The sequence below is a fragment of the Solibacillus sp. FSL W8-0474 genome, from assembly GCF_038004065.1.
Classification (GTDB): domain Bacteria; phylum Bacillota; class Bacilli; order Bacillales_A; family Planococcaceae; genus Solibacillus; species Solibacillus faecavium.
Genome location: NZ_JBBOQJ010000001.1, coordinates 2,982,862 through 2,995,495, shown reverse-complemented (window position 1 = coordinate 2,995,495; position 12,634 = coordinate 2,982,862). Strand labels below are relative to the sequence as shown.

Here is a 12,634-nt window from a genome sequence, read left to right as displayed (position 1 = left end):
CTGAACCTCCCTTTTCTACTATTATGGTAGGAATTAAATCATTTTGCAATGTATCAATATATATATGATCAATATGTTGTACAATACAATAAATTAAAGAGGTGAATTGAAATGATTTCAATTGGCTTAACTGGTTGGGGCGATCACCCAGATGTCTATAGTAAAGTGACGGCAGCAAAAGATAAATTATTTGATTATAGTGGGCATTTTCCGGTTGTAGAGTTGGACACCTCCTTTTATGCTATACCGTCTGTAGAGAATGTAGAAAAATGGTGCAAAGATACACCTGATAATTTTAAATTCGTTATTAAGGCATATCAAGGAATGACAGGTCATCTACGGGACGAATTACCGTTCGAAACGAAAAATGAAATGTTTAATGCATTTAGAAAATGTGCCGATACATTTAAAAGGCATGGAAAGCTGGCGATGGTGCTTGTACAGTTTCCACCATGGTTTGATTGTCAAAGAAAAAATGTACAATATATTCGCTATATAAAACAACAACTAATAGATTATCCAATTGCGATTGAGTTTCGCAATCAAACTTGGTTTAGTCCCCAAACGAAAGAAAAGACACTTCAGTTTTTAAAAGAACATCAATTTATCCATACTGTTTGTGATGAACCGCAAGCGGGAAGTGGTTCAGTACCTTTTGTACCTGTTGCTACAGACAATAAAGTGCTTCTTAGAATACATGGTCGAAATGTACATGGCTGGCGTAATATTGGGCACGGGGAAAATTGGAGAAAAGTTCGATTTTTGTATGATTACAATGAGGAAGAATTGCAGAAACTTGCGGAAGACATAAAAGATTTAGAGGCACAGTCAGAGCATGTTTATGTTTTATTTAATAATAATTCCGGTGGACATGCAGCAAAAAATGCAAAACGGATGCAACAAATCTTACAGATTGAATTTGGTGGTCTTGCACCAAAACAGCTAGGATTTTTTGAAGAGTAAAAGAGAGCGGGGTAGCAAAAGTGCGAGAAATAATTCATTTTTTTCATACGAATGATTTGCATAGTCATTTTACGTATTGGAAGCGCAGTCAATCGTTTATACAGATGCAACGCAAAATGCTGTCCGATCGAGGGGAAACAAGCTTTTTAGTGGACTTAGGCGATCATCTAGACCGTTCTAATTTGTATACAGAAGCAACATTGGGCAAAGGCAATATTAAAATGCTGAATGAGGCGCAATATGATGTTATAACAATAGGGAATAATGAAGGAATCACACTTCCTTACAATGTCCTTTATCATTTATACGATGATGCTGAATTTGAAGTAGTGGTCGGCAATCTTTACTCGCAATTTGAAGAGAATCCAAGGTGGATGAAGCCTTATACTATTTTAACAACAAGGTATGGCACGAAAATTGCAGTAATTGCGGCGACAGCTCAGTTTGACCTATTTTATAAGGAACTTGGTTGGGAAGTGACAACACCTCGTGCAGAGCTTATAAAATTGGCTTTTGAATTAAAAAAACAAGCAGATATCATTATCTGTATGTCCCATTTAGGAATTACAGAAGATGAGTTGTTAGCACAGGAATGTCCGATTATTGATGTAATATTTGGCTCGCATACACATCATGTATTTGAACAGGGGCGCCTAGAAAATAATGTCCTTTTAACAGGGGGCGGTAAATTTGGTCAATATACGGGGCAGTTAGAGATAGAGTATGACCATGCTACACGGACATTAACCGAAAAGAAGGATCGTCTGTATGAAAATGCTCTTTTACCTGAAGTTGAAAATGAAGGGGAATGGTTAATCCAATTACAAAAGGAAGCTAAGCTCCTACTGGATGAACCTGTATTTACATTAACAAAATCGTATAATAAAGAATGGTTTCACCGCTCCCAATTATCCGATTTATTTGCAGAATGTATGTACGATTATACAGGAGCAGATTGTGTCATGTTTAATGCAGGAATTTTCGTTGACAAATTGCGAAAAGGACTAATTTCTACATATGATATTCACAAAATTCTGCCTCATCCGATAAATATATGTGTCATTCAAATAACTGGTAGTGAATTAAAAGAAATATTCCTTCAATCTGAAAATGAAGAGTGGTCTCGCCTTGAATTAAAAGGACTAGGCTTTAGAGGAATTATCTTCGGGAAAATATTGAATTATGGCATTGAAATTACAAAGCAACGAGAATTGTTCATTAATGGTCATCTCATGGAACCTGATAAGGTATATCGATTAGCTACGTTGGATTTATTTACGTTTGGCTATTTTTTTCCTAGTTTTAAATATGCGAAGAAGGAGTATTACTTACCGGATTTTATAAGAGATGTATTTAAAAACTACTGTATGAAGAAATTTCAGTGAAAAATTATATATTTCTCCCCCATTAAACGTGATATGAAATGTACGTAATATTAGATTGGAGAAATTAAACAAATGCGATTAATATCGATTAATGTTTTGAGAGAAGGTATGGTAGTAGGGAGGACTATATGGAATGAAGCCGGACATCCACTCCTCCATAAAGATGTAACTGTAACAAAACGGATTGTTGAAAGGCTGCGACAACTTAATGTTCAATACTTATATATAGATGACAGCCTTTCAAAAGGAATAGAAATAGAGGAAACAGTTGAACCGAAGAAGCGTATTGAAGCAGTAAAAAATATGACAAAAGCATTTGAACATGTAAAACAGGCCAAACCAAATCAAGCCTCGTTTGTACTCGATCAGCAATCTAAAGTAATCGGCTTAATAGTAGATGATATTATGAATTCTATTATTAATAGTGATGATGTATTAATGGTGCTGACAGATGCCTATTTATATGATGAATACATTTATCAGCACTCCTTTCAAGTAGCAATGTATTCGATAGCCATTGCAAAAGAGATGGGTTACTCTTATGAAGATATTCGATTGATCGGAATTGGGGCACTTTTGCATGATGTTGGGAAATTGCTTATTCCTATTGAAATACTATTAAAGCCAGGTAAATTAACGGATAGTGAGTATGAAGAGATAAAGCGTCACGCTCAATATGGTTTTGACATATTGCGTAACCTGCACAGCCTGTCTTTACTTGTAGCGCATTGTGCATTTCAACATCATGAGCGAATTGATGGGAGTGGATACCCACGAGGGATTGTGGATCATGAAATGCATCCATTTGCGAAGATAATAGCAGTTGCAGACGTATTTGATGCATTGACATCTAATAGAGTGTATCGAGACAAAATGCTGCCGACAGAAGCAATTGCCATCATCGTTAAAGATGATGGAATTAAATTTGATACAAGGGTTGTGGAAGCTTTTAAAAGAAGCATAATCCATTATGCGAATGGAACCATTGTATTGCTGACAGATGGACGACGTGGAATTGTATCTAAACAAAACTTAATCGACGTAACACGCCCATGGATACGGGTTTTCGAAGAAGATGATAAGTTGTTGGGTGCTACATATGAAATATGCTTGAGTGATTACCCGGAAATCTACATAAAAAATATTGAAACAGAATTTGCTGTATATGTTGAATAAAAAATCCTCCTTCTCATATTTTAAGAGAAGGAGGATTTATTTGCGTTTTCGTAAAAGGAAGTGGAGGTCAAACTCAAAACCAAAGTCAAAGTCCTATGGCAGAAAAAAAGGTAGAATGCATAATATTGTTACGATAGTTGTCGTAAGTATTGTTGCAATGGTTTGTATTAGTATATATGTATTAAATGAAAGATTAATGCCGACATATTTGCAATATGCGGAAGTACAAACATATAAAGTCGCCTCGTATGTCGTAAGTAAAGCGATCAATTCAAGAACGTCAAGTGTTCTCGATGTGAATGATATTATTGTAGATTTACCGACACAATCAACAGATATGATAACGACAAAATTTAATACAGAAATTATTAACCAAGTGCGGGCAGAAACAACGGCACTAGTAAAGGAATATTTAGAGCAAGCAGAAAATGGTGATTTATCACATTTACCGAATTTGGAAAATGTAGAATATGACGTGGGAAAGATGGAAGCTGGAGACGGAATTGTATTTTTTGTGCCATTAGGGCAGGCTCTTAATGTTCCTATCATAGGAAATTTAGGGCCGAAAATACCGATACGTTTTCATATTATTGGGAATGTACATAGCAATGTTGAAAACACTGTTAGTGAATTTGGAATAAATAATGCTATTGTAGAAGTGAATTTATTTATTGAAGTAAACGTTCAAATTATCGTGCCATTTGCAAGCAAATCTGCATCCGTAGAGCAGAAAATCCCAGTTGCCATCGGTTTAGTTCGAGGAACCGTTCCTCATATTTACAGCGCGGGTGAAGGCGCACAACCTTCTATAGAAGTACCTATCCCTTACGATTAACCTTAATTTTGAAAAATTGCAATTATAAGAATAGTGTGTTGTTGGAAAGTATTTAATATGGTACTCTGACAACATAACAATGTAGTAGTTGAGTGAGGGGAGTAAGTGAAATGACATCTTGTAAACCAACTAATCTGAAGGAAGAACATGTACGTAAGCCGGAATGGTTAAAAATTAAGCTGAATACGAATGATGAATATAAGGCACTAAAAAAGTTAATGCGGGACAACAATTTGCATACTGTATGTGAAGAAGCACGCTGTCCGAATATTCATGAGTGCTGGGGTGAGCGCCGTACAGCTACAATGATGATTCTTGGCTCTGTATGTACACGTGCCTGTCGCTTCTGTGCAGTTAAAACCGGATTACCAAATGAATTAGATTTGGCAGAACCAGAGCGCGTAGCAGATTCAGTTGCATTAATGAACTTAAAACACGTAGTAATTACGATGGTAGCCCGGGATGATTTAAAAGATGGAGGTGCTGAAGTTTTGGCGGAAACGGTCCGCGCGATTCGTCGTAAAAGTCCATTAACTTCAGTGGAAGTGCTGCCTTCTGATTTAGGTGGTCGAGAAGAAAGTCTACGCTTACTTATGGATGCTAAACCCGATATATTAAATCACAATATTGAAACGGTACGTAGCTTAACACCACGTGTACGTGCGAAGGCAACCTATGATCGGTCATTGGAATTTTTACGTAAAGCAAAAGAGATGCAGCCAAATATACCGACAAAGTCATCATTAATGATCGGCTTAGGGGAGACAATTGAAGAAATTTATGAAGTAATGGATGACCTGCGTGCAAACAACGTAGATATTATGACGATTGGGCAATATTTACAGCCGACAAAAAAACATTTGCCTGTAAAGAAGTATTACTCTCCAATCGAATTTGGCAAGCTACGTAAAATTGCTATGGAAAAAGGCTTCAGTCATTGTGAAGCAGGTCCGTTAGTCCGCAGTAGCTACCATGCAGACGAGCAAGTAAATGCTGCTGCAAACCATAAAGTAGAGATCTGATGAGTTTGCTGTCTTTTTGAAATTTTATAGTGAATATTGCTTTCATGGCCAATATTCATTAACATGGAAATAAGATAGGTGGTGTCTAGTTTGATTATTGCGGAAGGTTATACTTATGAATTGATTGAAAATGTGCGGGAAGGGTTTCAGGAAGAAGCATTTCTGACACGTTATTCAGATATTTTAACGAAATATGATTATATTGTTGGTGACTGGGGTTATGGGCAGTTACGTTTAAAAGGTTTTTTTGATGATAAAAATCAAAAATCAACATTTGACACAAAAATCAGTACAATCCAAGATTATTTATACGAATATTGTAATTTCGGCTGTGCATATTTTATTGTTCAAAAAACCGGTCGCGCAACAGAAGTGAAAAAAGAGCAAGAAACAGAACCAATTGTAGATGAAAAGGTTGCGGAAGTAACTGAATAAATGAAAAACGAGGAGACGTTTTAATACGTTTCCTCGTTTTTTTAGCTTAATAGCTCACGTAAATATTCACGCAAATCTTCAGTATCAGCTTCAGTACGGTTATAAACATGCTCTAAATAACCTGGTTCCTCTACATCATCAGCACCGATAATAGCAAATCTTCCAAACTGAATATCTAGCACGAGAACCTTCCCAAAAAAGCGACTGCTTTGTAAAATCGCTAAATCATAACGTTGCGATTTACCGGCAAAACTAACAAAGCGCGTTTTTGTGTCTTCTACATCATCATATAAGAAAAATCGTTCCATTTTGTTTTGAACCCCTTCCATCTCTAAAGAATATGGTACTATATAAGGGAAAACACTATCAACTTTTATTGATTGAATGGAGGCTTTATCTATGTACTTCGTAGATAGAAATAAAATTACAAACAACTTATCACATTTAGATGAATTAATATCAATTTTTGAATCAACGGACAACTGGTTAGGCGATGAAATTCATAAACTTGCTTTACAGCGTATTGGCCATAATGTGATGGAAGCGATGATGGACGTTGGGAACCTTGTAATCGATGGCTTCATTATGCGTGATCCAGGCAGCTATGAAGACATTATTGATATCTTCGTTGATGAAAAAGTAATTACGCCTGAAATGGATGCACCACTAAAAGCAGTAGTGGGATTACGTAAAATGATTGTCCGTGAATTTATCGCAGTAGATAATGAAGAAATATTAACGGTGTTAACTTCAAATTTAAGTGCGTTAAAAAAATTCTCAAGTAAAGTTGAAGATTATTTATTAAATGAGTTAGGTCCAGTTTCAGCATTTTTACCTGAGGACCATGCATAATGCTGGCTTATAAAGCGTACTGCTTTGATTTGGATGGAACAGTTTACCGCGGTAAACTGGGCATCGAATCTGCAGTGCAATTTATCCATCATCTTCAAACACAGGGAATTGAGCCTTATTATTTAACGAATAACTCTTCAAAAACGCGGGAAACATTACAGCAACTGCTAAAAAGTGTAGGTATTGAAGCACCACTTCATCATATATATTCGAGTTCATTAGCAACAGCAAAGTACGTTGCAACCATCTGCAAAAATAATAAGGTGAATGTAGTTGGGGAAGCAGGTATTCGTACAGCTTTGCTTGAAGAAGGATTAGAAATAACGGAGGAACAAAGCGATGTACTTGTAATGGGCATTGACCGCCAAATAAGTTATGAAAAGCTTGTTAAGGCAAGTGCCTATGTCCAAAATGGTGCAAAGTTAATCGGGACAAATGAAGATATCAAATTTCCAAATGAAAATGGTTTTGCACCTGGCAATGGTTCGTTTGTTCATTTAGTTGCTAATGTGGCTGGGGTAACACCGCTATTTATCGGAAAACCTTCACCAGTAATGCTGCAAATCATTGCGGACGAGCATCGATTTAAGAAAGAAGAAATGGTTATGATAGGCGACAATTATGACACCGATATTTTATGTGGCATACATTTTGGTTGTGACACAATTCATGTCAATACGGGTGTAACGCCTACAGAAATTGTAAAAAAACAGGCTCAGCTACCCACTTATTGTGTAGAGAATTTAATTGAGCTTTTAAAATAACGAAAAGAAATCCGGTGTGGGTTGTTTACCACATCGGATTTTCTTCGATATATTCATAAATGCGCTTTGTCAGTTCTTCTGGTGTATCTGCCTCGACTAAATCACCATTTACAACCGCATAAAAGCATTGTGCACATTTTGTACAATAGCTTAAGCAACCATATTCCAAAACATCTATATCAGGGTCTTGTTCTAATTGTTCATATGTTTGTTGTGCACCATTGGCTAAGTTACTAATACAAAATTCGACTAATGGATTTAACATATCGTCACCTCACTATTAGTCATGCTACTTTGTTTTTTTATTAACGTCAATTGCTCTGGTTCATAATATATTGCTATGTGAATTAATTCACAAAAACTAATTTAATATATTGTGAAATTTATCACAAACAGTTATAATGTTTATGGAAAGTTTGTGAACAAAACTATTCTTCGTACAGTAAGCGTTCTATTTCGTACTGAATGAAGGTAGAGCTTCTGACAGGCGTTGGAGATTTATATAAATTTTTTTGGGGTAAACTAGAAAAAAACAGACACAATTACGCGTAGGTGTAATTGATTAATTACAGAATATGAGGGAAATTGCTATGCAGAAATTAGTATTATTAGGTGGCGGATATGGAAATATGCGAATTTTGCTTCGTTTATTACCAGGCTTACCGGCAGATGTAGAAATTACATTGGTGGATCGTACACCTTTCCATAGTTTGAAAACAGAATTTTACGCACTTGCAGCGGGTACTTCTACAGATAAAGAAATTCGTGTTGCGTTTCCGGAGCATGAGCGGTTAAATCGTGTGTATGGTGAAGTTGTTCGTATTGATCGTGAAGATAAAAAAGTATATTTGGAAGATGGACAGGAACTGGCATATGACCAGCTTGTTATCGGTTTAGGCTGTGTTGATAAATATCATGGTGTTCCAGGCGCTGATGAATTCACATATAGTATTCAAACTATCGCAAAATCACGCAAAACATTTGAAAAGGTTTGCGGTTTAGCTCCTGGCTCAACTGTAGCAATTATCGGTGCAGGACTTTCAGGAATTGAGCTTGCAAGTGAATTACGCGAAAGTCGCTCAGATTTAAAAATTAAATTATTTGACCGTTCGCACCGTATTTTACGAGACTTCCCAGAAAAGTTAAGTGAATACATTAAATCATGGTTCGAAAAACATAATGTTGAAGTAATTGCTGAATCTAATATTACACGTGTAGAAGAAGGACGTCTTTACAATCACGATGAAGTTATTGAAGCGGATGTAATTGTTTGGACTGCAGGTGTACAACCTGTAAAAATCGTTCGTGAATTGGATGTAGAAAAAGATAAATTTAATCGCCCAATCATTACAGACCATTACCATGTAGTTGGCGATGAGGATGTATACGTAGTAGGAGATTGTGCTTCTTCTCACTTACCTCCAACAGCCCAATTAGCCGAGGAACAAGGTGAGCGTATTGTAAAAGTACTAAAAATGCGCTGGAAAGGCGAGCCACTACCGGAAAAGCTTTCAGAAATCAAAATGAAGGGCTTTATGGGCTCTCTGGGTAAGAAGCAAGGCTTTGTTCATTTAGCTGATACAACGGTAACAGGACGTATTGCACGCCTTATGAAGTCAGGTCTGCTTTGGTATTATAAACGTCAAAACGATAATTAATAAAAATGCCTCTCTAGCAAAATTCTGCTAAAGAGGCATTTACTTACTCTGCGATTGGCTCAAAGCCTGCTGCTTCAAGTGCTGCAAATACAGGTTTAATTTGTACATAACCTTCTCCGACAACTTTATCATTCACTAAAACCAGTGGATAGAAAAATTCATCTTCATGTATGCGATTCGCATAATCTTGATCACGCTCATTATCAATTGTACCTTCAATGTCGATATAACGGATCGTAAACGGGTGTTCAGGATATTTACGTGAGATTGCAGCTTGAAGCCATTCGTATGTATCTTTAGAGGATGGTGCGTTTACACAGCTCGCACAAATGATATTGGCACCGAAAACTTCAATAATTGGCTGAGATTGTGACATGGGAATTCCAACCTTTCGTAACTCAGTAATGGATTTTTTCGCTACTTCACATTATAATGATTTTAATGAAGGGAGTCGAGCAAAATGACAGAAACAGAACAATATGCACAAGTACAGGAAGTTTTAGATAAATTACGCCCGTTTTTATTACGCGATGGCGGAGACTGTGAATTAGTTGATATTGAAGAAGGTATCGTAAAGCTGCGTTTACTAGGCGCATGCGGTAGCTGCCCAAGTTCTACAATTACGTTAAAAGCAGGTATCGAACGTGCACTATTAGAAGAAGTGCCGGGTATTGTTGAAGTAGAGCAGGTATTCTAATTAATGGTATTACCCTTAAGATTTAGGAGTATTCCATTTTGCGGGAAATAGCAAAATAAAGCATGAGCTGCCTTAAATTTAACTTTAAGGCAGCTCTATTTTTTATAGGGGCATTTTTTCACGTTCTTCTCGGACCAATTCCCATTGCTCCTTGGCCATCTCTACAAGTTTTGCTTCGCCACCTACACGCTGACTTTCGATGACGCGTGAGAAGAAGCGAGTTGCATTTTGATAGTCGTTGATGCGACGTGATAATTCAGCAATCATATACATAATACGTACAGTAGACATTTGTGTACCTGAAAAATCTTCTGTCGAGAAGCTTTCCATATAAAAATCACGCGCCATTTTAAGAAAGCGTTGTTCTTGCCCTGTATTTTTAAGGGAGCGGTATAACCATGCAAGTCGTAGGGTCAAACCAGAAATAATAACAAATTTTTCTTTTTTAATAGTTGCACATAATAAAGCAAGTTTATATGCCTGGATGGCATCGAAAACCGTACGCTCACTTTTAAAGTTATGAGGTATCCAATTATTGGTGATTTGAATTGTGATTTTTTCTTTAACTCCAGGGGCAAAATATTTATTGAAGTCATCTGTAAAGGAAAATCCACAATGCTGACAAACGAATACATTATAGTATAATGCGTTGACTTGATTATCTGCATATATTGGTTGGAAATCAGATTCCGTATGGTCCACTTTTATGGATTTTGATCGCACCTTTAATGTAGGGAATTTTTTTTTGCAGTTTAAGCATTCAACATCTTTTTCATAGTATGGGGAAATTATCATAGGTCTCATACCTCTCGCATAAATAATAACTATATTATAGCAAGGAAAGTTAAGGACTAGTGATAAAATAACTGAATAATTATGAATTTTTTAGGTATTATATCCTCCCAAAAAAAAGATGGAGTAGTAAAATATTCAGATTAAGCAGTTTTGTTGTCAGATATGATTTACAATTGATATGATAAGTAAAGAAGGTAGGTGACTGAAATGGCAAGTGAAAAACAAGTAATCATATTAACAGAAGCGGCATCATTTCAAGTCAAAGAAATGATGGTCCACAATGAAGAAGAAAATGCGAGCTTACGTGTAGCTGTAAAAGGCGGGGGCTGCAGTGGTCTTTCATATGGGATGGCATTTGAGCAAACAGTTAATGAAGACGACTATATCGACAACCAACACGGTATCCAAATAATTGTATCAAAAGAAGATGCGGGTATTTTACAAGATACAAAAATTGATTTTAAACAATCTTTAATGGGCGGCGGTTTCACAATCGACAACCCGAACGCACTTGCTTCTTGCGGATGCGGCACAAGCTTTAAAGCAGCAGCACGTCCGGCAGAAGAGCAGCCATGTGAATAATAATGAAAATAACGAAGTCTTTAGCGATAATGCTAAAGACTTTTTTAAATTCGTATAAATCCTATAATATAACTATGTTTTGATGTATACTTTTGTATTATTATAAGGATTGAATTATTATAATATTAAAAACATACTGCAAGGGGGCAATGAGGTGAGTGTATTAGAGTTACTGGATAAGCTAGATCAAATTGAAATATTATATGAGCCGATCTATAGTGCAGATGGCCATCGCATAATCGCATACGAAGTAATTGGTCAAGTGGAAAGCGAAAATGATGTAATTAATATAGAAAAATTCACATACGAAAAAGATGTACCTTCCGATATTAGAGCAGAAATTGAGCAATTATTTGTCCGGAAATCTTTAAAGGCGGTTACGGATTTAATTGATGATTTTGGTATATATATACCGTGTAACCCGGAACTGCTTATGCTTGATTTTGGTGAAAGCTACTTTTCAATGCTAAAGGAATTAGTTGTAGAATCAAATTTACCGAATATTACTCTTGTAATGACTGAGCACAAATTTGCTGGGGAAATGAATCAACTACAACATCTCATCCGCTATATTAAGACATATGGTATTAAAATTGCATTTGCAGATGTCGGAGCTCAAACACAGCTTGAAAATATATTACTGTTGGAGCCGTCTATTCTAAAACTCAATGTTGGACAGCTGAATTACAACTTGTGGGGGGCACAAAATCACGTCTTTTCCACAATACGTACACTCGCTGTAAAGATGGGCACGCAGTTATTAATTGAAAACATTGAAACAGTATATCAATTACAGCATGGATGGAAAAATGGAGCACGTTATTATAAAGGACCTTATTTACAACTTCCCCAAAAGGAACTTCATGCGCGGGATTCATTAAAAGAGCGTTTCCGTAATGAATGTGAACAATTTATTGCTACAGAGAAGAAACAGCTTCTACATAAATATGATGAAATGAAGCGTCTGGAGCGAGTAATTTGTACAGTTGTTGAACAGTTAAATCCTACGGGCACGCAATATGAAAAATTATTGGAATTAGCTAAAGCCTTAGAGGATTGTGCGTTCCGACTATATATTTGCGATAATAATGGTTTCCAGACGTCACCGAATATCCGTTGGAATGATGGTGAATGGGAAATGCATAAAGAAACGATAGGGAAAAATTGGAGCTGGCGACCATATTTCTTATTGAATATCATCAAAATGACTAAGGATCTTAAGGGAGAGTTATCCTCTGTCTACAGCGACATAGAAACAGGTGAGTTGACTCGTACCTATTCAATGGCTATTGCCAATGAAGAATTTTTATTTATTGATATTAAGTATGATTATTTATATGAGCATAATATCGTTAATTAATAGAGTACTATTTACTAATTTGTTTGAAATAACCAATAAAAAACGCTACTATTAAAATTAGTAATTTCGTAAAAAAATAGCACATCCTAGCTTACAGCAAAGAGAAACAT

Annotated in this window: 15 protein-coding genes and 1 pseudogene; 12 read left to right on the top strand and 4 right to left on the bottom strand. The window is 36.2% G+C overall.

All coding sequences use genetic code 11. The annotated features are described in order from the left end of the window. Window positions 1-111: 111 nt before the first annotated feature. The 6 genes from NYE67_RS15260 (at window position 112) to NYE67_RS15235 (ending at window position 5,816) form a co-directional block, all read left to right on the top strand. On the top strand, window positions 112-963 hold the full coding sequence (locus tag NYE67_RS15260; RefSeq protein WP_340730380.1) for a DUF72 domain-containing protein: 852 nt from the start codon (window positions 112-114) through the stop codon (window positions 961-963). Between the two features lie 20 nt (window positions 964-983). Then, window positions 984-2,348, top strand: a complete 1,365-nt coding sequence (locus NYE67_RS15255) for a bifunctional metallophosphatase/5'-nucleotidase (RefSeq protein WP_340730379.1) — start codon at window positions 984-986, stop codon at window positions 2,346-2,348. 72 nt (window positions 2,349-2,420) lie between these two features. After that, window positions 2,421-3,524 (top strand): HD-GYP domain-containing protein, encoded by a 1,104-nt coding sequence (locus NYE67_RS15250; RefSeq protein ID WP_340730378.1) that lies wholly within the window; start codon window positions 2,421-2,423, stop codon window positions 3,522-3,524. 40 nt (window positions 3,525-3,564) lie between these two features. Continuing rightward, window positions 3,565-4,359, top strand: coding sequence for a sporulation protein YunB (gene yunB / locus NYE67_RS15245; protein WP_445683376.1), 795 nt, complete (start codon window positions 3,565-3,567; stop codon window positions 4,357-4,359). Between the two features lie 110 nt (window positions 4,360-4,469). Continuing rightward, on the top strand, window positions 4,470-5,381 hold the full coding sequence (lipA, locus tag NYE67_RS15240; protein ID WP_191699844.1) for a lipoyl synthase: 912 nt from the start codon (window positions 4,470-4,472) through the stop codon (window positions 5,379-5,381). 90 nt (window positions 5,382-5,471) lie between these two features. After that, window positions 5,472-5,816, top strand: a complete 345-nt coding sequence (locus NYE67_RS15235; RefSeq protein ID WP_191699845.1) for a YutD family protein — start codon at window positions 5,472-5,474, stop codon at window positions 5,814-5,816. Between the two features lie 41 nt (window positions 5,817-5,857). Here NYE67_RS15235 and NYE67_RS15230 read toward each other — a convergent pair whose 3' ends face one another. Further along, a complete protein-coding gene (locus NYE67_RS15230; RefSeq protein WP_191699846.1) occupies window positions 5,858-6,124 on the bottom strand; it encodes a DUF3055 domain-containing protein in 267 nt (88 codons plus the stop codon). A gap of 91 nt (window positions 6,125-6,215) precedes the next feature. Between NYE67_RS15230 and NYE67_RS15225 the strand changes: the two genes are divergently transcribed. Both NYE67_RS15225 and NYE67_RS15220 read left to right on the top strand, forming a co-directional pair. Beyond that, complete coding sequence (locus NYE67_RS15225; protein WP_340730377.1) at window positions 6,216-6,668, top strand: DUF86 domain-containing protein; 453 nt, start codon at window positions 6,216-6,218, stop codon at window positions 6,666-6,668. After that, window positions 6,668-7,432 (top strand): TIGR01457 family HAD-type hydrolase, encoded by a 765-nt coding sequence (locus tag NYE67_RS15220; protein WP_340730376.1) that lies wholly within the window; start codon window positions 6,668-6,670, stop codon window positions 7,430-7,432. Before NYE67_RS15225 ends, NYE67_RS15220 begins: the two co-directional genes overlap by 1 nt. A gap of 25 nt (window positions 7,433-7,457) precedes the next feature. Here NYE67_RS15220 and NYE67_RS15215 read toward each other — a convergent pair whose 3' ends face one another. Beyond that, the gene (locus tag NYE67_RS15215) at window positions 7,458-7,697 is read right to left on the bottom strand and encodes a YuzB family protein (RefSeq protein ID WP_191699849.1); all 240 of its coding nucleotides are present in this window, start codon (window positions 7,695-7,697) and stop codon (window positions 7,458-7,460) included. A 325-nt stretch (window positions 7,698-8,022) separates the two neighbouring features. Here NYE67_RS15215 and NYE67_RS15210 point away from each other — a divergent pair, with 325 nt between their 5' ends. After that, complete coding sequence (locus tag NYE67_RS15210; RefSeq protein WP_191699850.1) at window positions 8,023-9,090, top strand: NAD(P)/FAD-dependent oxidoreductase; 1,068 nt, start codon at window positions 8,023-8,025, stop codon at window positions 9,088-9,090. Between the two features lie 43 nt (window positions 9,091-9,133). Here the strand turns inward: NYE67_RS15210 and NYE67_RS15205 are convergent, their stop codons facing one another. Further along, window positions 9,134-9,466 (bottom strand): YuzD family protein, encoded by a 333-nt coding sequence (locus NYE67_RS15205; RefSeq protein ID WP_340730375.1) that lies wholly within the window; start codon window positions 9,464-9,466, stop codon window positions 9,134-9,136. Between NYE67_RS15205 and NYE67_RS15200 the strand changes: the two are divergent. Beyond that, a pseudogene (locus NYE67_RS15200) lies at window positions 9,465-9,787 on the top strand (NifU family protein). The gene NYE67_RS15205 and the pseudogene NYE67_RS15200 overlap by 2 nt on opposite strands. Before the next feature lie 102 nt (window positions 9,788-9,889). Here the strand turns inward: NYE67_RS15200 and NYE67_RS15195 are convergent. Beyond that, window positions 9,890-10,582: a DUF2225 domain-containing protein gene (locus NYE67_RS15195; RefSeq protein WP_340730374.1), complete on the bottom strand. Its 693-nt coding sequence runs from the start codon at window positions 10,580-10,582 to the stop codon at window positions 9,890-9,892. A gap of 207 nt (window positions 10,583-10,789) precedes the next feature. On the opposite strand from NYE67_RS15195, the gene NYE67_RS15190 reads away from it, so the two are divergent. Both NYE67_RS15190 and NYE67_RS15185 read left to right on the top strand, forming a co-directional pair. Further along, a complete protein-coding gene (locus NYE67_RS15190; RefSeq protein WP_340730373.1) occupies window positions 10,790-11,164 on the top strand; it encodes a HesB/IscA family protein in 375 nt (124 codons plus the stop codon). Window positions 11,165-11,318: 154 nt separating this feature from the next. Then, window positions 11,319-12,524: an EAL-associated domain-containing protein gene (locus tag NYE67_RS15185; protein WP_340730372.1), complete on the top strand. Its 1,206-nt coding sequence runs from the start codon at window positions 11,319-11,321 to the stop codon at window positions 12,522-12,524. Window positions 12,525-12,634: the final 110 nt, after the last annotated feature.

Coding starts and splice junctions, on each gene's coding strand:
- lipA (WP_191699844.1), top strand. CDS start 4,470: ATGACATCTTGTAAACCAACTAATCTGAAGGAAGAACATGTACGTAAG.
- NYE67_RS15260 (WP_340730380.1), top strand. CDS start 112: ATGATTTCAATTGGCTTAACTGGTTGGGGCGATCACCCAGATGTCTAT.
- NYE67_RS15190 (WP_340730373.1), top strand. CDS start 10,790: ATGGCAAGTGAAAAACAAGTAATCATATTAACAGAAGCGGCATCATTT.
- NYE67_RS15220 (WP_340730376.1), top strand. CDS start 6,668: ATGCTGGCTTATAAAGCGTACTGCTTTGATTTGGATGGAACAGTTTAC.
- NYE67_RS15225 (WP_340730377.1), top strand. CDS start 6,216: ATGTACTTCGTAGATAGAAATAAAATTACAAACAACTTATCACATTTA.
- NYE67_RS15215 (WP_191699849.1), bottom strand. CDS start 7,697: ATGTTAAATCCATTAGTCGAATTTTGTATTAGTAACTTAGCCAATGGT.
- NYE67_RS15250 (WP_340730378.1), top strand. CDS start 2,421: ATGCGATTAATATCGATTAATGTTTTGAGAGAAGGTATGGTAGTAGGG.
- NYE67_RS15205 (WP_340730375.1), bottom strand. CDS start 9,466: ATGTCACAATCTCAGCCAATTATTGAAGTTTTCGGTGCCAATATCATT.
- NYE67_RS15195 (WP_340730374.1), bottom strand. CDS start 10,582: ATGATAATTTCCCCATACTATGAAAAAGATGTTGAATGCTTAAACTGC.
- NYE67_RS15230 (WP_191699846.1), bottom strand. CDS start 6,124: ATGGAACGATTTTTCTTATATGATGATGTAGAAGACACAAAAACGCGC.
- NYE67_RS15210 (WP_191699850.1), top strand. CDS start 8,023: ATGCAGAAATTAGTATTATTAGGTGGCGGATATGGAAATATGCGAATT.